Source organism: Caballeronia arvi (genome assembly GCF_001544695.2).
GTDB lineage: Bacteria > Pseudomonadota > Gammaproteobacteria > Burkholderiales > Burkholderiaceae > Caballeronia > Caballeronia arvi.
In genome coordinates, this window is sequence record NZ_FCOM02000056.1 from 30,358 (window position 1) to 51,067 (window position 20,710).

The following is a 20,710-nucleotide window of genomic DNA, read 5'->3' on the forward strand; positions in this document are numbered from 1 at the left end:
GCCGGCGATCATCCGTTGCGCGAATTTGTCAGCTTTCGATTTCGCTCGTGACTGTAACCTTGCACGCGTCGATATCCGCTCAAAAGACACAGGATGGAAATTGTCTCAGCGCGCAACGACGAAGGACCTATGCATGCCCATCGCATAGTGTCCCGGACGGTTGCAAATAAGCACATAGCGTCCAGGGGCCAACTTCAATGACAGGCGCTTGGTCGAATGCTTCCCCAGGTCTTCCACCTCGCCCATCTTCCTGACCCGGCTTTCCTCGACCTGATCATTCTGGACCGGCAGCCGTGCTTCGTCAGTGTCTGTCCTCAATACAACAAATTCATGTACGGTATTGCTGTCCGCTGCGTTCGTCACTTCGAACGTGACGTGCCCCGCCTTCGCCGCATTGGTATCGAGTTGAATGGAGTTGTCCGTGAGCTTGACATGAATCATCTCGTTCGCGTGACCGCTCAGGGGCGCAACCAGCGCAATCGCAGCGAGCAAACACGCCGCATGGCTTCTGTCGATATTCATTTCTCATCCTCAAAATGAAGGCGTTTTCCGGCTCCGAGCGCTAGTTAGTCAAGCGCTCCATTTATGGCGGCAGGCGCAAGCACGACCTGCGTCCTATATCGGCGATGAGGGCGCCGTGTTCGCCAGTATCAGAACCTCGTGAATAGAACGTGGCCGGACTTTGAAATATTCCGCACGACGTTTGTGGATTGGCGCAACTGCGCGTGCATGGCGCGCTGACTCGATTTGCCAAACACAAACGATAGAGCTGCAAGGACGCGCTTTGATACCTCAATTCTGTGCGCCGCCTCATCCCTACTCGACTGCTCGAGCCTATGTGGTCCCGAAAGACTTCGGATGGCCCTTCTCCTTTTCGCAGACGATCTTTTGGACAACAGAATTTTTGGGTGCAACGGGAATTTTCAGGGAATAGCCGTCGTTTACCTACCTCCAACGTCGATTTCTAGAGCAGGTCCTCACCAGTCCGACCAAGGAGGGTGCTATGTCTCACGTCTCTGGATGTCTCAAAGCAGCGACCGCGGTTGTCCTCGCCGCCGGCCTTACGATTGGGTATGCGGCGCATGACGATGCTTACATTGTCACACCGCTCGTGTCCAACCTGGCAGGCGCGGCCCCAAAAATGGACGGCGTGCTGCAGAACGCCTGGGGTATTGCTTTCAGTCCTGCAGGCAGTCCCTTCTGGATCAACGACAACGCCACGGGCTGTGCCACGCTATATGACGGCGAGGGTACGAAGGTGACGCTGCAGGTATCGATCCCACTGCCAGGCAATGTCATATCGCCCGGCGCCTGTCGTTCCGCCAATCACAACAACCCATCGAATCCGGCGCCTGCGGCACCGACGGGAATGGTATGGAATGCCTCGGCCGCGTTTCTTGTGCCAGGCACGACGATCCCGGCCGCATTCATATTCTCGACCGAGGACGGCACGATTTCGGCCTGGGCGGGCGGGTTGAATCCGGCGAACAACGCCGTGATCGCGGTCGATAACTCATCTACCCCGTCCGCCGGCGTCGGCGCCGTCTATAAGGGCCTCGCTCTCGGGGTGAACGTGAAAGGCCAGTTTCTGTTTGCGACCAACTTTCGCTCGGGACGAATCGACGTATTTGGGCCGAGCGGCGGGAGCAACGGCCTGTACATGGCCGCGACGACGGATGGCGGCTTCATCGACCATCACATTCCGGCCGGATACGCGCCTTTTGGCATCGCTAACATCGATGGCGATCTTTTCGTCACGTATGCGCAGCAGGACAAACAACACCACGACGATGTTGCAGGCACTGGTCACGGATTCGTCGATGTTTTCGACACGGACGGTCACCTGCTGCGCCGCTTCGCAAGCCGGGGGACGCTCAATTCGCCTTGGGGCATCACGCGCGCGTCGTTCGATTTCGGCCGCTTCAGCGGAAAGATTTTGATCGGCAATTTCGGCGATGGCCGAATCAATGTCTTCGACGACGATGGCACGCTCATCGATCAGTTAGAGGATGCGTATGGCAATCCTGTGGCTATCGATGGCTTGTGGACCCTGACACTAGGTGGCGGCCGCAATTCGAGTTCGGACACCGTGTACTTCTCGGCAGGTCCGAACAACGAGGCCAATGGACTATTCGGCACGATCACGCCGGTGAGCCACCGCAAATGACAACCGTCCGAAAACGCATTAATCGCCTGCGTTGAACGGCACCCGCGCCATCAGTAGCCCAAGAGCTACTAAGCGCAGATAAAAAATTAGGCCCGCTGGCATCAGCGGGCCGAAGTGGGGATGATCTAAACCACGCCTCGCCAAGGGGCGCGCTCCGAGCATAATCGGAGGCCAGTAAGACGCAAAGAAAAGCCCACTGTGGGTGCGTGCTAGCCCTCGTTCGTCTCCGCATGGATACTCACCCTGCCATACCACAAGAGTGACAAGAGAGGCAGGGAAAGGAGCGGCGGCAAACAGTTTGCGGTCTTCAGTCCGGAAGGTTTTGTAGAAAATTGCGAATTTAGCGTCTCGCCCTTCCTGGAGGCACACCAAAGAAGCGGGCGAATTCCCGACTCAGGTGTCCTTGGTCGTGGTATCCCATCTCGATGGCAACGTACGTAACATTTCCGCTCCCGCGAAGGCCGGTTCGCGCCATAGCCTTGCTTGATTTTTGGCAGGCGGGCTGTCTGCGGTCATATTGACGTCCAATTTCGCGACTCTCAGAACGGATAGCGTATTCGCAAACCGCGGGAGGTAGCTAAGTCCCATGGATTCAGCCGCGCCCGCGGTGCATCAGGCGAGAATGCCGGGCTTCAGGTCGAAGATCCTCTTCTTCTCTGCGTGGTCCGGAGCAGGATCGCCCAAGCCCCACGTGTGGAGGATGAAATGCGGATGCTCCGCGCTGGCGTCGAAGCGGCGTGCGCCCTATGTTTCATTCGTAATCTGAATCCGCTTTTCTGAAACGCGGCCGTAACTGCGCACTCGCAGAATTCATCCCATGCGCTAAACGAAACGCGCCAATCAAACCGGAGAACAGATCATGCCGATGCCGTGCTACCTCACCCTCGAAGGCCAAAACCAAGGCAAGATCGAAGGCTCGAACAAAGTCCAGGGTCACGAAGGAAAGATTCTCGTCCAGGCCGTCGATCACACCATCGAAATCCCGAAGAGCCCGCAGACTGGTCTGCCTACCGGCAAGCGTGTGCATGGCGCGATGACGATCACCAAGGAAATCGACAAGTCGTCGCCCAAGCTGTTTCAGGCGCTGACCTCGGGCGAGCAGATGAAGGACGTGTCGCTGGAGTTTTACCGCATCTCGCCGAAGGGCACGGAAGAGAAGTACTACACCGTGAAGTTGTCGAACGCGATTCTGACGAATATGAAGTCGTGGACGCCTAACGCGCTGGACCCGAACAACAAGCAAATGGGCCACATGGAAGACCTCGCGTTCACGTACGAGAAGATCACGTGGACGTACGAACCGGACGGTATCGAAGCCGAAGATTCATGGCTTGCGCCGAAGGCTTGATGTTGGGTTGATGAGAGACGCGCCTCTCGAAACGGGGCAAAAAACCCCGTCGCAATCCGGACGGGGTTTCGGCGTTCAAGAGCTGAACGCGCTTACTTGCAATGACGCTCCCAATGATGATGCACGTGGACCTTGTGACACACAGCATGATGATGATGCGAGTCCGCGAAAGCCGGAGCGACAAGATGGACACCGGTCATCCGCCCGGTGCCTTTACTAGAAGCACCTTGGTTTCTCCGTCGTGCGTCGATCCATTAAATTGGGAATGCGGCGCTTTCGTGAAGTCAGTCCAGTCGACCGTCTTCAGCAAGTGCGACCAAGGTGTCGACCACATGGCGCACCTTCGGCCTCAAATGAGCTACCTTCGGCCAGACTGCATGTACATCGATAAGCTCGGTCGAAACGTCATCAAGAACTGAGACCAACGTTCTTGATTCCAAGTGTGGTCGTAACAGCGACATCGGCATCTGACACAGCCCCATGCCTGCAAGAGCCGCTTCGACAATCGAGTCGCCGTCGCTGATTTGGTAGGTTCCCGGCGCGGAGAAGCGATGCAACTCGCCTTCGAGGTTGACGCGCCACGACAGCGGCACCCCGCGTCGATAACCCACAATACATTTCTGCTGCGCCAGGTCCTCTAGTCGCGCTGGCGTTCCGTGCTGGTCAAGATATTCGGGTGACGCTGCGATTACCATGCGCTGACGCGTCAACCGACGGGCGACCAAACCACTCGAGCTTTTGAGTTCTCCGAAGCGGATAACGAGGTCGACACCTTCTTCTACCGGGTCAATCAAATGGTCCGAGAAGGTCATCGTGAACTGCAAGTCGGGATGGGCTTTCGCGATGTCGAGCAAGATTGGAACGAGTATGCGTCGCCCAAATGCTGCGGGCATGTCGATGCGCAGGCGACCGACGGGACGTTGGAGTCCCGGGCCGAGCGCGGTTTCCGCCGTCGAAATCTCATCAAGCGCGGACGCACAGGCAGCAAAATACGCTTCGCCATCCGCCGTGAGAGAGATGCTTCGCGTGGTTCGATGGAAGAGCTGCGCGCCAAGGCGCTCCTCGAGCTTTGCGATTGCCTTTCCGACTGCGGACTTCGTTAGCCCAAGTTGTTCGGCGGCATCTGTGAAGCTGCGCGATTTCGCGGCCGTGACGAAAATCACGATTCCGCTAAACGTATCGACCTGCGCCATGCCCCCGCCCCATTGAAGAGTTTTATTCTTCATATAGGGCAAAAGTCGTCGAACTGTCAACCCGAAGTTAGTTTTCCTGCTTCGCTTTCCGCGCGACCCGGCCGGCTAGATTTTGACTGCGCAGCCCTTATTCGCTGCCTCGATGGCGCAGTTCGCGATTCGCAAGGCGCGAATGCCATCCCGAGGGGTTGCCGGCATCGGGGCGTTGTCTTCGAGCGCCGTCAGAAAGCGGTCCAGCTCGACCTTGTACGAGTCCGCGTGCCGCTCAAGGAAGAAGTTGAGCAGGGGCTCGCGCGCCTCGGTCCTTTCACTCGTCCAGCGGCGGAGGCTCGATGGGCGATGGTTTTCGTTCAGCAGCATACCCTTCGAACCGAAGACTTCAACGCGTTGGTCAAAGCCATACACTGCCTGACGCGAGCCATTGATATGACATTGCTTGCCGGACGCTGTACGAAGCAACACCATCACGCTGTCGTAGTCCGGGAGCTCCTCCAAGCCAGGGTCGACCAGCCGATTACCCATCGCCATCACTTCGACCGGGTCCTCTCCCAGCAACCAGCGAGCGGTATCGAAATCGTGGATGGTCATGTCCCGGAAGATTCCGCCTGAGTGCCGAAGGTACTCACGCGGCGCAAGGCCCGGGTCACGGCTCGTGAGGACGACCTGCCGGACATCGCCGACTTCGCCTTCCTCGATAGCCTGCTTGAGCCGCATCGCGTCCGGGTCAAAACGCCGGTTGAAAGCCAACATGACGCGTCCATTGAGACGCTCGATTTCCTCGACCGCTGCGAGGGCGCGGTCGATATCAAGGTCGATGGGTTTCTCACAGAGAACCGGCTTGCCCAGTCGAACCGCCTGCAGCGTGAGGTCGATATGCGTGTCAGTTGGCGTGCCGACGATGACGGCGTCAACGTCCTCGCGGTCAACGACTGATTTGCAGTCTAGAGACGCGTCGCACCCAAGGTCAGCAGCAAGCGCCTCGACGGCCTCCTTGTATGGGTCGGCTACTGCAACAAGTTTTACTCGACGGTCGGCGGCCACATTAGCAGCATGAATCCTTCCGATGCGTCCTGCACCGAGAACAGCGATACGTAACATCTCAATCTCCTACAGTTCGCGGAGCAACGTCCGACTAACGATTCTTAATTTGACATCAGGACGCCCGTCGGCGACGGGCAGCCGGTTCTTCTTTGACGCACGTTGGGCCGGCGATATGGATTTCCTGCGATTCAGCAGGCACACCTTCCGCGAGTTGTCTGCTAAGACGCAGGATGTCGTCGAGACCAAAGTCCCGCACGTCAGGGAGACGCTCACCTCGCGCCTTTGCGACTGCGGTCGCAATGCGAAGCGCATTCGAGCGCTCTCGCATTAACAACTCGAGCGCTTCGACGAGGAATGCGCGCTCCCTTTGCGATACGTTCGCATCGACGGCGTGATGGGTAGACATACCTTGGTCCTCGGAACAATGAAGTCGTGAAAGCACTCCCTACTCCGCTGCTTTAGATGAGACTGCGGATACTGCCGCCGTCGACACCCCAAACCGCCGAAGTAACGAACGAGGCGAGGTCAGATGCCATGAAGACAATCACGTTAGCCACTTCGTCAGGCTGGCCCAGGCGATTCAGCGGCAAGTGACGCAGAGACAACTCGTGTTCCACTGCTTCCTTTGGAGACATTCCGTGGAACTTGCCCATCGTGTCTGCGAAGCCGCCTTCCTTCGTCCAGAACGGGGTCCAGACCGGTCCGGGCGCGACGGCATTCACACGAATCTTCGGAGCTTCCGCTCGCGCGAGGCCTTTCGTGAGGGCAAGCACGGCTGCCTTAGATGCTGAATAGTCAATCGGAACAGGTTCAGGTTGACGAGCCAGGTCCGACGCGTTGTTGATGATTACCGGCTTCTCGCGATTACGTAAGACTGGCAACAAGTAGCGGCATGTCCGCACATAGCTCATAAAATTGAGATTCAACGTGAAGTCCCATTCCTCGTCCGAGAGCTCCTCGAACGTGCGGACCTTCCCGGAGCCGACGTTGTTGACCAGAATGTCGACCTGGCCGTTATAGGACTTCAAGGCTGCGTCGATGCCGCTCTTTACACCGTCGGCCGTGGACAGGTCCGCCTGCGCAATCGTCACATTCGTGCCAAGCGTGCGCAGTTCAGATTCGGCTTCCTTGAGCGCGTTCGCGTCGATGTCGATAAGACAAAGCCGAGCGCCTTCGCGCGCGAAGCCCAGAGCCGTTGCACGACCGATGCCTTGCGCGGCACCCGTGATGAGCACAATCTTTCCGTCGAGGCCTGTCTCCATGATGTCTCCAATCTAATGTTGCGTATTCTTAAGTGCGTCCGGAGCGATTGCTTGTCTCCCTATGACGCGTTCTGCATCTTTCCAGACGCGCGCTGCCCCACCGCCTCGCTTTTGCGAGGCGTTCGAAGAATGGCGCGAGCTTGCGGATTTAGCGGTTATCGACGCGTTTGATGAATGGCCTGATGTCGACCTCGTCCCAGATGCCCGCCTTGTTGAATGGGTCGCTCTCGACGAACTTCTCGATTTCTTCGATATCGTCAGCTTCATAGAGGAAGAAGCTGCCAATCATCGTTTGGCCGTCCGATTTCGTCAGCGGACCAGAAATCAGCGTCTTGACTGGGGCGGTCTGCAGATAGGCCTTGTGGGCGTCATAGTTCTCGAGACGACGCTCGACCATCCCGCGATGGTCAAGGCAGTAGACGGTGAAATGCATTGCTGTCTCCTTTTCTTCCGTTCGAGCAAATGAATCGAAAGCTCGCGCGTTTCCGACGTCAGGCGGTCGCCGCGCGCGGCGCGACGCCGTCGAAGGCGTCACGCAAAAGCGCGAGCAACGGCTCGCGCTCAATCGGTCGCGGATTCCAGTACGGATTCGAACTCGCAATATCAGCAGCCTTCGAAACATCCTCGGCGGACATCCCGATATCCTTGAGGCCGAGAGGGGCACCGCAGAGTTTGGCAAGTTCATAGACGCCCAACGCCGCATCATCTGTACCGAGTGCACGCGCAATGCGATGCATCGCGTCGGGTGCGGCCTCGCGGTTGTAGGCCAGTGCGTGCGGCAGAACGATGGTGTGCGTTTGCGCGTGCGGAAGATTGAAACTTCCGCCGAGCGTATGGCACAGCTTATGGTGAAGCGCCATGCCGACACTGCCAAGGACTGTTCCGCAAAGCCATGCCCCGTACTGCGCGTCGGCACGAGCTTCGACGTTGCGTGAGTCGGCGACGATAGCGGGCAATGAACGTGCGAGCGCGGCGATGCCTTCTTCCGCCATCAGACTCGTCACAGGATTCGCGTCACGTGAATAGAGCGCTTCTGCAGCATGTGCGATGGCGTTGATTCCGCTCGTGACCGACAACGCAACAGGAAGTGACATTGTCAGGTCAGCATCGTAAATCACGGTCTTTGGCAACACACGAAGGTCGGTACCTGTCTTCTTCAGGCCCGCGTCGGTGATGCCATAGATGGGCGTCATTTCGCTGCCTGCGTATGTCGTCGGTACGGCGAGAATCGGCAGGTCCGACTCCAATGCGATTGCCTTACCCAACCCAATCGTCGACCCGCCCCCGACCGCAATCGCGCAATCGGCTTTTAGCTCCTTTGCCAACGCACGAGCTTCCTTCGCCAATTCGAGTGGCACATGCATGACAGCCCGGTCGAACACCCCAGCCGAACGCTGTCCAAGTCGTGCAGCAACGGCCTCGCCAGTCTCCTTCTGCTCGGGGCTACACAAAATAAGCGCGCGCTCCGACTTCAGTTCCAGCACCTCGCGTTCAAGATGCTGCAAGCTGCCCGGGCCGAACACGACCCGTCCGGCCCGCGCTTGATAAATAAACTCACGCTTTTGCATGAAGGTACTCCCCTGTACGCTCAGCGCTCAGGCCTGCGTCTGCTTGGTAATCAACCTGGAATCGCGCGGTGCGCAATCCGCCTAGTTCATCGCGCACGCGCAAGTGCTCGGGATGAGATGCATACGCTTCTAACGCTTCTTGGGAATCGAACTCGGTGACAAGAACAACGTCGCAGGAGTAGTCAACTCTGCTGTGATCGAGACCGACTTCGAGGCGGAGCATCCCGGGAATACGACCACGCAAGCGTTCAAAGCTGGTCTTGACTAGGTTCGAGGCAGCCAGGCGTTCGGCCGGTGTGTCACCAGCCACTCGCCACATAACGAGATGTCGAATCACGCGTGTACCTCCGACGGGTTAAGCACGAAGTCGTATTCGAGCGAATACCAAGGAATTTCGAATTCTCTGCCATCCGGCGCCACGCCCGGTTCATGACGCTTCCATTCGGAAATAAGCGATGAGCGCACTCCGAACACGACGTCCGAGTCGAGGTATTGGTCACCGTCACGGAAGACGTGCGTGATGAGCGTCTCGTAGCCCGGCGCTTCAATCATGAAATGCAGATGTGCCGGGCGCCACGGGTGACGACCGACGGCCGTGAGCATGCGCCCGACTGGTCCATCGTGCGGAATCGGATACGCTTCAGCGAGAATCGAGCGGAAGTTGAAGAATCCTTCTGCATCGGCTTTCAGTCGGCCCCGAGCGCGATGGATGGCGTTGCCCGCCTCGTCGAAGTTCTGGACATCATAGAAGCCGTCTTCATCCGATTGCCAAACATCGATTTGTGCATTCGCAATTGCTTCGCCGCCCGCACCGCGCACCTGGCCCTTCACATAACAAGGCGCACCCTTAGCACCATTGGAGATGTCATCGCCGTTGCTGTACAGAGGTGCTCCCTCTACGTAGAACGGTCCAAATACCGTGGCTTCCGTGCAGTTCGATGGCTTCCGGTTGTTCTGCGACATGACCAACATCGAAAGGCCGAGCGTGTCGGACAGTAGGATGAACTCCTGTCTCTTGTCGTCGGTGATATGACCGACTTCCGTGAGAAATTTGATTGCTTTGAACCACTCGTCCTCGGTGAGCTGGACGTCGCGGGCAAAAGCATGGAGATGTTGAACCAGACTCGTCATCACGGTCCTCAGTCTCGCATTCTTGCAGTCAGCGAAAGAGGCGATGACGGCTTGGGTAATGGTGTCTTCGTTGATGTTGCGCATCGTGCGTGTCTCCGTTGTGCGCTCAGGCGTATGAAGACGAAAGGTAAAGGGTCGTCCGCGTAAATAAAATGCCCCCAAGTGAAATGACATTTCCTCTCGCCGGAAGAATAGAGGCGTTGGCATGTGGAACGTCACGCGACCGTCCTCTCGCCGTCTGCGAAGACAGCGAATTGTAGAAATTGACTCTACAAATCGAAGATTTCCAGTCGGTTTATCTCTTCAAGTCTCTGCGGCATATTGGGCCGCAACGGGTGGAAGAATCCCGTTCGATTTTTCCAAGAGCAATAGAAGAGAGAGATGCGATGGACCGCTGGACGCAATTGCAGTTGTTTGTGCTTACCGCCGACCTGGGTAGCTTGTCGAAAGCTGCTGAGCAGCTCGACATGTCTAATGCCGCAGCCAGTAGAACCTTGAGTTCATTGGAGGAGCAGCTCGGCGCCAGGCTGATTGAACGTACGACCCGGCGCATGTGGCTCACCGATGCGGGCCGCGAATATCATCGTCGCTGCACGGCAGTCATATCTGAGCTTGCTGAAGCCGATTCAATCGCGTCCGAAGAGGCCGTCAGCCCGAGAGGCGTCCTGCGGGTCACCAGTTCCGTGTCGTTCGCGATGATGCACATCGCTCCGGCGCTTCCCGAGTTCCTCAAGCGATATCCGAATCTGTCCGTGCAAATCGTCGCGGCGAACCAGTATCAAAACTTCATCGAAGCCGGAATAGACATCGCGATTCGCACGAAGGAGCATGAGGGAGACTCGGGCATCACCATTCGGCGGCTCGCTGAGACGCGACGGATAATGGCGGCCTCGCCAGCCTATCTCGCCGAGCACGGTCGTCCTCAGAACCCCGAGGAGCTCGAGCAGCACAAGATGCTCGTCTACAACTTGGCCGTCGACCCGTACCTGCTCCATCTGCGTCGAGGAAAGGAAGAAAGGAATATCGCCATCACCAGCGCCCTGGACTCGAACGAAGGCCAGGTCATCGTCGCCGCAGGACGTGCGGGACTGGGCATCGTTGTTCAGCCTCTCTACATCATTCACGACGACATCGTGTCTGGTCGTCTCGTCCCAGTGCTCGAGGACTGGCAGTTACCACGTCTGACCATCAATTTGGCGTATCAGAGCCGGCGCTACCAGCCGGCAAAAATTAGAGTTTTCACTGACTTCCTTATTGAGCGCGTGAAAAGCCTCAATCTCGAGGAACGCTGGATGACCTTTTCAACTTGAAGGAGGCTCACCGCTTGGGGCTTCGGTGCATTACCGCCGAATCGTGTTCGACGATATTTCCGCCCAGCGGAAATATGATTTCGGCCCCGAGCATGTATCCCGGCGGAAGCCGGCCAATACCCTCTTCTCTCAACGACCTCTCAACGACCTCGAACCGGGCCTCGTCGTTCAGCAGCAACCCTTCCCGCTGAAACGTTCGACTCGCTTGACCTGCTTTGTTTGACGATACCAAGGAGGGCGAAGCCGGCCGCTGCGCAAGCGATGTGCTTAAGCGCGTGACCAGCCACAACATGGTCCGTCGCCACCCAAATTGACGCATCGAACATTTCAAACAGCTTCGCAACGCCGTACCAGCAAATGAGGGCCCACCATCCGCTCGGGTTGGCGACCTTGCGCGAGATAGTGAATCCGACGACGGCGGCGAGACCGCCGTACTGAAGAAGCGCGTATGGCCACAGTTCTCCGAACCGAGCCCAGATGAGCGCCGTCAGCATGGCTGCCGCGACCAACGATGCCATTTGCAACCAGAGAGCTCTTCGTCCCGTGACCGAGGTATAAAGCATCGCAAGGACGCCCGCGAAAATGACTGTCATCGGCAAGCGGTCCCATACCAACGTCGCGTCCGTCGGACGGAGGTGATAGACCGCAGAACCGGCGGCGGCCATCACGAACCCTAGCGAGGCCGTTAGCATGCCGGGCATTTGAACAGCGCCAGAGGCGCGATGTCGCCAGCACCAATGCAGATTCACTAGGCCCGCGGCGAGGATGGCAAGGTTGGAAAGAACATCCGCGCCGTTATGCACGCCACAAATGAGCCGAGTGTCGGCAAAATGATGATAATCCGCTGGCTGTACTAGCGGATAGGCGAAGTGTAGTAAACCGCCCACTACGAACGGTGCGGATAACGCCGCGAGAAATCGCGAGTTGTTCACTGCTGATTTGCCTAGCGGAAGGGTACGCAGACGCCTCGTGCCTGATTCACTCGATAGTATTGCTCCCGCTTACACTGCGCAACGGCGAACCACCTCAACGCTTTCGACTGAGTTGCTGCGGCAGACTGGAAACTGCCCTGTGCGTGTTTCGCACCCGTCCCCGTTGCCTCTCGAACAGCCTGGTTATGAACGGAGAAATGAAAAGCGGCCGACGCGCCAAAAGCACGTCGGCCGTACAGGAGCATTGGAAGCGTTACGCGGTGGTGGCCGTCTTTCTTCGCGCGAATCGTTCGATTGGGGAGGCCAGGACTGCGCCCAGGCGGCCGTCGAGCAGGACCACCATCAAAAGCAAGAGGCCGTTGACGAGGAGAATCTGTGTTGACGTCGCGTTCAACAAACCAAGCCCGTTGTTCAAGATGGTGAGAATCAGGACGCCCATTGCGACACCGAGTGGTGAACCGATACCGCCGCCCAGCGCGACCCCACCGACGATGGCCGCCGAGGCCGCCTGGAGCAGGATGTTGCTGCCCATCGTCGCGGAGGCGGTCGCGAGGCTCAGCGAGAGCAGGCCTCCGCCCAGAGCCGACAGCCCACCGGAGATGACAAAGCCGACCGTCAGAGCCTTTCCAACCCGTGCACCACTCTGAATCGCCGCCTTACGATGACCGCCGGATGCGTAAATGTCACGACCGAGCGTGGTAAAGCGGAGGAACAGCGAAACCACGACAAAGCAGGCGATTGTGATGAGACTTCGCGGTGAGAAGATGCCTGCCACGCTTTGGTCAAGAAAGTCGCTGACGTCGAGATTGCCGTAACTCAAGACACGCCCCCCTGCGAGCCAATACCCCACGCCGGTCAAGAACATCATCGAGCCAACAGTTGTCACCAACGAGGAGACGCCGAGCCATGGCAAAAGCGCCGCATTCGCGACACCGACAACTACACCGAAGATGACCGCATACAGGATGCCGAGCATCGAACTATCGCCGCCAAACTTCACAGTGATGAGCCCGGCCACCGTCGAGATTGCCGCGACGCTCAGGTCAAATTCGCCAGCAACCATCGTCACCGAAAGACCGAGGGCGATGATTCCAAGGAAGGCAAACGCCTGGAAAATCGCGTACAAGTTGGCCTGTGAGAAGTAGTGATTGACGCTGAGGCCGAAGATCACCGGCATGCCGACGAGCAGCACGAGCCGAATCGCGAGATTGAGAAGCCGTTGAGAGTGGTCCATTTCCGAGTCTCCTGTTATTTCCGTCCCGAACCGAGCCGGGCGAGCAACGCGCCGAACACCACCGCTGCGAGAACCACGATGCCTTTTGCGACCAGTTGGTACTCGTAGCTCACGCCGCTGACCAACAGGATGTTGCTGATGACAGCAAGGAAGATGGCGCCAGTGACCGCATCCGATATCTGTCCACGACCACCACGAATCGAAATGCCACCAACCAGCACGGCCGCAATCGCGTTGAAGTCGAGGTCGATGCCGTACGTGAGATTGCCTTGTGCCGAAGATGAGGCAATCAGAGAGCCGGCAAGTGCCGCAGCTGCGCCAGCGAACGCGTAACAAACGAGCGTCGCAGCCATCGTTCTCAGCCCTGCGATACGCGCAACTTCGGCTCGCATTCCAAGCAACCGGATTTCCCGTCCGATACGCGACTTCTGGAGAATGAAGCTCGCGATTGCCGCGAAGATAGCCAGCACGAGGATTTGAGTCGGCAGCCAGCCGAACAGCTTGCCTTGACCGAGCCAGGTGGCGTCGCCTTTCCCGATAACAGTCAAGCCGCCGGTGTAGATGACCCCTGCACCGATGATGATTGACGAGGTGGCAATTGTCGTGATGATGGGGTTCGCTTTCCCTAGAGCGATGATTCCGCCCTGAACGGCACCCATCAGCAGGCCGCTCAATACGACAAGCAGCAGCGTCGCACCCAAACCCAAATGAATGAGCGCGGCAAACATGACGGTCGAGACCGCTGCCGTCGCGCCCATCGACAGCATGAACAGGTTTCCGCTGAGTGTGACGAGCGCCATACCGATAGCGCCGATACCGACTGCCGCTACCGAATACATCAGCGACTGCAGGTTCCCGAACTCCGTGAAGTGCGGCACGATGGCCGCAGCGACGACGATGAGGACGAGCGTCGCGATTCGAATCGACGCGGCATGAATGCTCGTCGTTCCAAAAAGTGCAGATGCCCACCGTCGCAACGCAGTTGGCGACACTTGTGCAGTGGGCTCCATAGCGGTCTTATGCATTACCCACCTCCGCAGGTTGGTTTCGGAAAGAGACATGTCCGTGAGATGCGTCGCTATCGCCCGCGACGATGTCGTGGAGCAGCGTGTCACCATCAATTTCAAATCGAGGTTTATGGCGAACCATCCGACCACGGAAGACGGTGAGAACCGTGTCTGCGAGTTCCAGAATTTCTTCGAGGTCTGTCGAGTAGAAGACAATCGCCAAGCCGTCGTCCGCCATCTTGCGAAGCGTCGAATAGATTTCCGCGCGAGCGCCAATGTCAACGCCTCGGGTGGGCTCGTTCAACAGCAACAGGCGAGGCGCGAGCGCGACGGCTTTCGCGAGCGACACCTTCTGCTGATTGCCACCGCTGAGCGTCGACACGTCATGAGGAAGGCGCTTCGGGTCGATGGCGAACATCGACGCGAGGCGTCGAGCCTCCTCCTGCTCACCGGCACGTCGCATGATTCCGGCCTTGCTGAACTTCGCCATGACGGAGGCCGTGATGTTGATAGCAATCGGCGCATCCAGAAACACGCCCTTATCTGCACGGTCCTCCGCAACGTATGAGATGCCTGCCTTCAAGGAACTGCGGATGCTGTCGAGCTTGATGGGCTGTCCATCGACCTTGACTGAGTTGGAGATGTCGCCGCGAAGCCCGGCGAGCGCCTCGACGAGGACTTCAGCCCCAGAGCCGAGCTGACCGACGACCGCGAGAATCTCACCGGGCGCTACATCGACCGACAGGTCTTTGACCTTATCTGCGACCGTCAGGTCAGACACCGACAGTCGCGGCGCGACATCAGCGCGGCTCTCGGGCGGCTTGACCTTGCTATGCACAAGTTCGCGCCCAATCATCGCCTTGACCACTTCAGCGGTCGTCATGTCGGAGGTACGTTGCGTCAGGACGTGCTGGCCATTGCGGAAAACTGTCACCCGGTCGGTCAGTGCAAAGACCTCATCGAGGCGGTGGCTCACGAATATCATTGCCGTGCCTTGGTCGCGCAGCTTGCGCGCGACGTCAAAGACTCGAACAATCTCCGCATCCGACAAAGTGGCAGTCGGCTCGTCGAGGAGGAGCACCTTCGCCTGTCGCGACATGCCCCGTGCGATTTCTACGAGCTGGCATTCGGCAAGGCTGAGCCGGGACGCCGAGGCGTCGAGCTTGACGTGTGACAACCCGACCGAGTCGAGATGCTCGCGGACAGAGTCGCGATACTGACCGCGTCGGTAGATTTCGCTCTGGTCCGCGCCGCCGAGAAGAATGTTGTCGAGCACCGAGAGCGTCGGGACAATTGCGAGCTCTTGGTGAACGATGGAGATAAGTCGCGGGTCAGTGCGACTCCCTAGTTTCAGATTGTGGCCGTCGACGGTGATTTCGCCGTCGTCAGGCTGAACGAGCCCGCCGAGAATCTTGATGAACGTGCTTTTGCCTGCGCCGTTCTCTCCACAGAGCGCATGAATCTCACCGGGCGCCAATTCGAGGCTGACGCCTGTCAGCGCTTTGACGCCACCATAATGTTTTGTGAGATTGCGAGCGCAGAGCAGACTCTGAGCAGCTACCGGCTCGGCGCCGGGATTCGCGTCTTGCAGCATTGTCTTCCTCCAAACGCGGAGACTCTTTGGTCATCCACTGTCAAGGGCTGATGCCTGTCACAGTCGCCCACCTCCTGCGCGTAGCTGGTCGTGTGTGGGTGACGGCATACATCTCGAATAACGATGTCCTGCGTCGATGCTGGCCAGTTTGCTTTCCAAGGCTCGGAACGAGCCAGGAGGCGCTGCGGCGTCAGCGACGCTGCTGTTGGTCGTCTTTGAGAAGACGAATTCCCAGGAAATTGCTGCGTGCGCAGGAATGCAGGTCGTCTCCAGCAGAAACTCGCGTCAGCGGCTTCGTTATCGTTGAGTCACAGATTATTAGTTCGCCTGGAAAAGAAAAATGCGCTGCGGCGAAATGATATTTCCGGTGCAAGGAAATATCCGTGCTGTCGACAGCTTGCAAACAAACACGCACGGAGGTCGGGGCGTGATGCCCGACCAACCGCGCGTAACCTTAGCCCGTGTGGCTGTCTTAGAGCGTGATTCGCTGTCCCTGCGCCGACGACCGAATCGCCGCGTCGACGATGCGTTGGATTTCCCAAGCCTCTCGGAAATCCGGGAACGCGGGGGTGCCGTGCTCGATAGCTGCGATGAACTCCGCCATCTCGATGGTCTTCAAGTCATTGAAGCCAAGCTGGTGCCCGCCGGCCACAGTGAAGTTTTCGTAGGGAGGATGAGCCGGGCCCGCTTCGATACGGGCGAACCCCGATGTCCGAGGGTCGCCCCCGGCTTTGAAGTACTGAAGCTCATTGGAGCGCTCTTGCGAGAAGCACAGCGCGCCTTTCGTTCCGTAGACCTCGAACTCGAGCTGCATCTTGCGGCCGGTCGCCGCCCAATTCGCCTCGATAGACCCTGAGCATCCCCGCTCAAACGTCACCATCAGTCGGGCGATGTCGTCGACCTTGACTTCACGCCGCTCGGACGATCCTGGCGCCACCGGACGAGTTTTGTTGACGGTCTCGAGTTGTGCGTTGACCTGGGTGACAGTCCCGAGCAGGAATCGGGACATGCCGACGATATGGTTACCGATTTCAGCCAGCGCGCCAGCCCCGTTCTGAGGGTCAACTCGCCACCCATATGGAATGTCCGGGTCGGCCATGTAGTCTTCAGCGTGGACGCCTCGAAAGCTTGTTATTTCACCCAGTTCACCAGCTGCAATCATCTCCCGCGCCAGCTTGAGCACAGGGTTTTTTATGTAGTTGTAGCCAACCTGCGTAACGACTCTCGCAGCCTCCGCAGCCTTCATCATCTCGAAGGCGTCGGCGGCAGACGGAGCAATTGGCTTTTCGCAATGTACGTGTTTGCCGGCGGCGATGGCCGCGAGAGCCATTTCCCGATGTAGGCTGCATGGCGTCGTGATTGAGACAACCTGAACGCTCGGGTCGTCCAGCAACGTGCGCCAGTCGGTCGTGGCACGCTCGAATCCGAAGTGCTCAGCAGCTTGCTGAGCACCTGCCTCGTTCACATCGGCCACTGCCACCATTCGCGGCCTCAGTGAATTCGGAAAGGCGTTGGGCACGGCTCGGTATGCCAGCGCGTGCGCCTTTCCCATGAACCCCGTGCCAATCACAGCTACGCCAATCTCTCGTCTCATCGTTGTCTCCGTTCGTAAAACGAAAGCGACCCCGAAAGGCCGCGAAAAACGTCCCGCCGCCTGTGCGACGGTAATCCCTATAGTGCTCGTTACTTCTTCTGCGAGTAGCAGACGTTGAGCGTCGACTTGGTCGCAGCAGGATTCGGCAGATACTGGATGGCTTGCGGTGCCTTGCCCGCCGCGAGGTCTTTGGCAGCCCGCGCAGCGTAGGCGCCGTCGTCAAACGGGGACTGCTCGACCGTGGCGTATGCCTTTCCGGCGGCGATGGCTTCCACCGCACCGGAGTCGCAGCCGTGGCCGATGATTACGAGCTTCGACGGGTCGAGCCCAAGGCGCTGTGCGGCAGTCACAACGCCGCGAAGTTGCGAGTCGTTTTCCGTGTAGACGCCTTTCACGTCCTTAAATTGAGTGAAGAGCGCCGACGCCGCGGCTTCTGCCTTCACCGCGTCCCAGTCGGCCGGTTGCGAACCGACGACTTCGATTCCAGGCGCATTCTTCTTGAGGCCGTCCACGAAGCCTTGATAGCGCTGAACTTGAGGCGGCGTACCCATCGGTCCGTTGATGACGATGACTTTGCCTTTGTCGCCATATCCTTTTTCCTTGAAGCCCTGAATCATGGTCTTCGCGGCGACTTCGCCATTGCTGATGTCGTTGGGGCCCGTGAAGACCTTCCAGTACTTGGAATACTTCTGGTCGGGCATCGAGTTCGAGACGACCAGCGGAATCTTGGCTTGGTCAATCTTGCGAATCGACGGGACCATGGCGCTCGAGTCCACAGGGATAAGAACGATGACATCGGGCTTCTGAGCAAGCGTCTGGTCGACCACAGTGGCTTGTTCGTTTGCGTCGTAGTTGCTTACCTTCACGTCGAGCTTGATGCCCTGAGCGGCAGCTTCCTTCTCGAAGCCCTTCGCATAAAGCGCCCAGTATTCAACGCTCTGCGTCGGCATGAGCAACGCGACACGGGGCTGGTCCGCCGCATGGGCGCTGCTACCAACGACGCTCGCGATGGCTGCGAGGGCGAAACAAGAGATGATGGATTTACGGAAGTTCATGCTGTGTCTCCAATAGGCCCATGTGGTGGCGGAGCCGGGTGTTGATGTTTTCGTGGAGGCACAGTAAGGCCTGGTATCAAAAAGAAAAATGCGACAGAACGAAAAGTTATTTCCGCTCACTGGAAAAATGGAGACGGGCTCGTAGTGATTGCCACCGAACGCTTGACGAATCGAGCGATGAGCCTTACGCGGCTGCGCCAAGGCGACGACGACGCCGCACATTTCGCGATTGTGTCCTTTCACTCTACGGAAAGACGATTTGAGGGCTGTTTATCTGCTGTGGCTTCTACGTGATAGTTGAGGACATCAACTCCCCACGACCGGCGTCGCACAGCCCGTCGTCACATTCAAGAGGTCTCACATGTCCAAGTCCAAAGTCGAACTTGTCGCCGCTTATTTCACTCTCTCGGGCGATGTTTATCCGTTCGGTCCGACGGAAATCAGTCCCTTCAGCTTCAAGGACCGAGTCGAAGCGGCCGCGAAGGCTGGCTGGGACGGCATCGGCCTGATTCACTCAGACATCTACGCCACCGCCGACAAGATTGGCTTCCCGGAAATGCGCCGCATCCTCGAAGCCAATGGAATGAAGCATGTCGAGTTCGAGTTCCTGGTCGACTGGTATCAAACGGGCGAGCGTCGCCGCACCTCCGATAGCCAGCGCTACTACTACCTGAAGGCCGCCGAGGAGCTACGCGCACGTATCGTGAAGGTCGGCCCCGGTATTGGCGAAGACACCGCGAACGTCTCGCTCATGGTGGACGAGTTCGGCAAGCTGGCCGATGACGCCGAAAAGCGCGGTACGCAGGTCATGCTCGAAATCATGCCGTTCAGCAATGTCCGCACGATTGAAACGGGCAGGGCCATCGTCGAAGGTGCGAACAAGGCCAATGCTGGTCTGCTGCTCGACATTTGGCACTTGAGCCGCGGCAACATCGACTTCAAGGAAATCGCCACCATCAAGCCCGAGTTCATCAAGGGCATTGAGCTCGATGACGCAGACCGCTATGTCATCGAACCTCTTTGGATGGACACCTGTCACAAGCGTCGCCTCCCGGGCGAAGGCGTCCTCGACGTCAAGGGCTTCATCAAAGCGATTCAGGCTACCGGTTGGGAAGGTCCGTGGGGCGTTGAAATCCTGTCCGAAGTCGAGCGCAATCTCCCGCTCGAAGAAATGGCTGCACGCGCGTACAACGCGACGATTAGCCAGTTCGAGAACTAATCTGCTGTGGCAGAAACTCTGTAGTTGAACGGCCGCGTCTTTGTCTGCGCGGCCGTTCTGCCAGTGCGGCTACACCGCGTCACCGGCTTAGCTGCGTTCGCGGTTGCTGTATTAGTGCTCCTCTTGACATACCGTGCCCTGAAACAGTGAAGGAAAGACCGAGTGCTCTCACTCTATGTTCGTTTCAAGCTGCATCCCGGAACCAAGACTCACTTCGTACCGCATCTTGCCGAGCTCATCAAAACGATGGGCAAGGAGCCGACTTTCGTCAACGCCGTGCTGAGTGAGGACCCGGGAGCGGCGGACGAGATGGTCTTATTCGAGGTATGGAACGGCTCTATGCAGGAATGGCTCAATGAGCAGCCGCATAAACCGTATCGAGCCGTCTATGACGAGGCCACCAGAGACCTCGTCGCCGACAAGGAGGTGCGTTTTCTCTCTCCGGTTGTCCTTCAAAACAAATAACAACGTCGATCAACGCTGCGCGCTCCTTTCGAGCGCCTGTCGCTTGGCCTTGAAGAACGTGCTAAGACTTCGTCATCGCTAGCGCTTAAATGGTTCCCGCGGGCTGATATCCGAGCATTGAACATCGGTTGGTTCCAGAGTACACCAGCCGTTGGAGTGACGTCTGCACGCCATAGCCGAAGGTCAGAAATCGGCCGAACCCAGCACTTTTTGCAGCCGGGCATCCTCTTCCAGAGAGCCAGATAAATGAACTCCCCTTCGAGAACTTCTTTTGACGCTGATTGCAGTGTCGTGACAACTCGCTGACAATGATGCAGGCGTGCTATTACGCAAATGTCTCAAAGCGCGGATCACGCTGCGGCCGAGCTTGCGGTCGTCAACCGACACATCGCGACTGCGGCGCCGTTCACGATGGGCGCACGCTCCATGGATGGGCCGGCAAACTCCACCTGCGCAATGCCTTGCCGGAGGCCGCCACGAACGCTCCCCGATGCCTCATTGATGCAGAATCGGCGCAAAGGCCACAACGACACGACCTGAATACGATGGACGACTCAGAATCGCTTTCCCTGGCACTGCCCGACGGCTCT

General features: G+C 58.1%; 20 protein-coding genes. 5 read left to right on the forward strand and 15 right to left on the reverse strand.

Features of this window, described 5'->3' with window-relative positions; genetic code table 11:
• Positions 1 to 105: 105 nt before the first annotated feature.
• Positions 106 to 522: a cupredoxin domain-containing protein gene (locus AWB74_RS35600; protein WP_061151314.1), complete on the reverse strand. Its 417-nt coding sequence runs from the start codon at positions 520 to 522 to the stop codon at positions 106 to 108.
• Positions 523 to 1,003: 481 nt separating this feature from the next.
• Here AWB74_RS35600 and AWB74_RS35605 point away from each other — a divergent pair, with 481 nt between their 5' ends.
• Positions 1,004 to 2,167, forward strand: coding sequence for a TIGR03118 family protein (locus AWB74_RS35605; protein ID WP_061151315.1), 1,164 nt, complete (start codon positions 1,004 to 1,006; stop codon positions 2,165 to 2,167).
• 340 nt (positions 2,168 to 2,507) lie between these two features.
• On the opposite strand, the gene AWB74_RS48720 is transcribed toward AWB74_RS35605, so the two are convergent.
• Positions 2,508 to 2,642, reverse strand: a complete 135-nt coding sequence (locus AWB74_RS48720; protein ID WP_143749377.1) for a helix-turn-helix domain-containing protein — start codon at positions 2,640 to 2,642, stop codon at positions 2,508 to 2,510.
• A gap of 384 nt (positions 2,643 to 3,026) precedes the next feature.
• Between AWB74_RS48720 and AWB74_RS35610 the strand changes: the two genes are divergently transcribed.
• Positions 3,027 to 3,515, forward strand: a complete 489-nt coding sequence (locus AWB74_RS35610; RefSeq protein ID WP_035498061.1) for an Hcp family type VI secretion system effector — start codon at positions 3,027 to 3,029, stop codon at positions 3,513 to 3,515.
• Positions 3,516 to 3,799: 284 nt separating this feature from the next.
• Here the strand turns inward: AWB74_RS35610 and AWB74_RS35615 are convergent, their stop codons facing one another.
• The 7 genes from AWB74_RS35615 to AWB74_RS35650 all read right to left on the reverse strand — a co-directional run bounded on the left by AWB74_RS35615 (position 3,800) and on the right by AWB74_RS35650 (position 9,794).
• Positions 3,800 to 4,708, reverse strand: coding sequence for a LysR family transcriptional regulator (locus tag AWB74_RS35615; protein WP_061151333.1), 909 nt, complete (start codon positions 4,706 to 4,708; stop codon positions 3,800 to 3,802).
• 105 nt (positions 4,709 to 4,813) lie between these two features.
• On the reverse strand, positions 4,814 to 5,806 hold the full coding sequence (iolG, locus tag AWB74_RS35620) for an inositol 2-dehydrogenase (protein WP_061151316.1): 993 nt from the start codon (positions 5,804 to 5,806) through the stop codon (positions 4,814 to 4,816).
• Positions 5,807 to 6,207: 401 nt separating this feature from the next.
• Positions 6,208 to 7,011: an SDR family NAD(P)-dependent oxidoreductase gene (locus tag AWB74_RS35630; RefSeq protein WP_061151318.1), complete on the reverse strand. Its 804-nt coding sequence runs from the start codon at positions 7,009 to 7,011 to the stop codon at positions 6,208 to 6,210.
• 148 nt (positions 7,012 to 7,159) lie between these two features.
• Entirely contained in the window at positions 7,160 to 7,444 is a 285-nt protein-coding gene (locus AWB74_RS35635; RefSeq protein WP_061151319.1) for a YciI family protein, read from the reverse strand.
• Between the two features lie 58 nt (positions 7,445 to 7,502).
• Entirely contained in the window at positions 7,503 to 8,579 is a 1,077-nt protein-coding gene (locus AWB74_RS35640; protein WP_061151320.1) for a maleylacetate reductase, read from the reverse strand.
• Positions 8,566 to 8,916, reverse strand: a complete 351-nt coding sequence (locus tag AWB74_RS35645) for a Dabb family protein (protein WP_061151321.1) — start codon at positions 8,914 to 8,916, stop codon at positions 8,566 to 8,568. The genes AWB74_RS35640 and AWB74_RS35645 overlap by 14 nt, the downstream gene beginning before the upstream one ends.
• Complete coding sequence (locus AWB74_RS35650) at positions 8,913 to 9,794, reverse strand: intradiol ring-cleavage dioxygenase (RefSeq protein WP_061151322.1); 882 nt, start codon at positions 9,792 to 9,794, stop codon at positions 8,913 to 8,915. The genes AWB74_RS35645 and AWB74_RS35650 overlap by 4 nt, the downstream gene beginning before the upstream one ends.
• Positions 9,795 to 10,096: 302 nt before the next feature.
• On the opposite strand from AWB74_RS35650, the gene AWB74_RS35655 reads away from it, so the two are divergent.
• Positions 10,097 to 11,020 carry a LysR family transcriptional regulator gene (locus tag AWB74_RS35655; RefSeq protein ID WP_061151323.1) on the forward strand — a complete coding sequence of 308 codons (924 nt, stop codon included), beginning with the start codon at positions 10,097 to 10,099 and terminating at the stop codon, positions 11,018 to 11,020.
• A gap of 140 nt (positions 11,021 to 11,160) precedes the next feature.
• Here AWB74_RS35655 and AWB74_RS35660 read toward each other — a convergent pair whose 3' ends face one another.
• The 6 genes from AWB74_RS35660 to AWB74_RS35685 all read right to left on the reverse strand — a co-directional run bounded on the left by AWB74_RS35660 (position 11,161) and on the right by AWB74_RS35685 (position 18,658).
• A complete protein-coding gene (locus AWB74_RS35660; protein WP_143749378.1) occupies positions 11,161 to 11,952 on the reverse strand; it encodes a hypothetical protein in 792 nt (263 codons plus the stop codon).
• 253 nt (positions 11,953 to 12,205) lie between these two features.
• Positions 12,206 to 13,186 carry an ABC transporter permease gene (locus tag AWB74_RS35665; RefSeq protein ID WP_061151325.1) on the reverse strand — a complete coding sequence of 327 codons (981 nt, stop codon included), beginning with the start codon at positions 13,184 to 13,186 and terminating at the stop codon, positions 12,206 to 12,208.
• 14 nt (positions 13,187 to 13,200) lie between these two features.
• Positions 13,201 to 14,211 carry an ABC transporter permease gene (locus AWB74_RS35670; RefSeq protein ID WP_061151326.1) on the reverse strand — a complete coding sequence of 337 codons (1,011 nt, stop codon included), beginning with the start codon at positions 14,209 to 14,211 and terminating at the stop codon, positions 13,201 to 13,203.
• A complete protein-coding gene (locus AWB74_RS35675; protein WP_061151327.1) occupies positions 14,204 to 15,787 on the reverse strand; it encodes a sugar ABC transporter ATP-binding protein in 1,584 nt (527 codons plus the stop codon). Before AWB74_RS35675 ends, AWB74_RS35670 begins: the two co-directional genes overlap by 8 nt.
• A gap of 472 nt (positions 15,788 to 16,259) precedes the next feature.
• A complete protein-coding gene (locus tag AWB74_RS35680; protein ID WP_061151328.1) occupies positions 16,260 to 17,381 on the reverse strand; it encodes a Gfo/Idh/MocA family protein in 1,122 nt (373 codons plus the stop codon).
• 89 nt (positions 17,382 to 17,470) lie between these two features.
• The gene (locus AWB74_RS35685) at positions 17,471 to 18,658 is read right to left on the reverse strand and encodes a sugar ABC transporter substrate-binding protein (RefSeq protein ID WP_235024804.1); all 1,188 of its coding nucleotides are present in this window, start codon (positions 18,656 to 18,658) and stop codon (positions 17,471 to 17,473) included.
• 139 nt (positions 18,659 to 18,797) lie between these two features.
• Here AWB74_RS35685 and AWB74_RS35690 point away from each other — a divergent pair, with 139 nt between their 5' ends.
• Both AWB74_RS35690 and AWB74_RS35695 read left to right on the forward strand, forming a co-directional pair.
• The gene (locus tag AWB74_RS35690) at positions 18,798 to 19,655 is read left to right on the forward strand and encodes a sugar phosphate isomerase/epimerase family protein (RefSeq protein WP_061151330.1); all 858 of its coding nucleotides are present in this window, start codon (positions 18,798 to 18,800) and stop codon (positions 19,653 to 19,655) included.
• A 162-nt stretch (positions 19,656 to 19,817) separates the two neighbouring features.
• Positions 19,818 to 20,120, forward strand: a complete 303-nt coding sequence (locus AWB74_RS35695) for an antibiotic biosynthesis monooxygenase family protein (protein WP_061151331.1) — start codon at positions 19,818 to 19,820, stop codon at positions 20,118 to 20,120.
• The last annotated feature ends 590 nt before the right edge of the window (positions 20,121 to 20,710 follow it).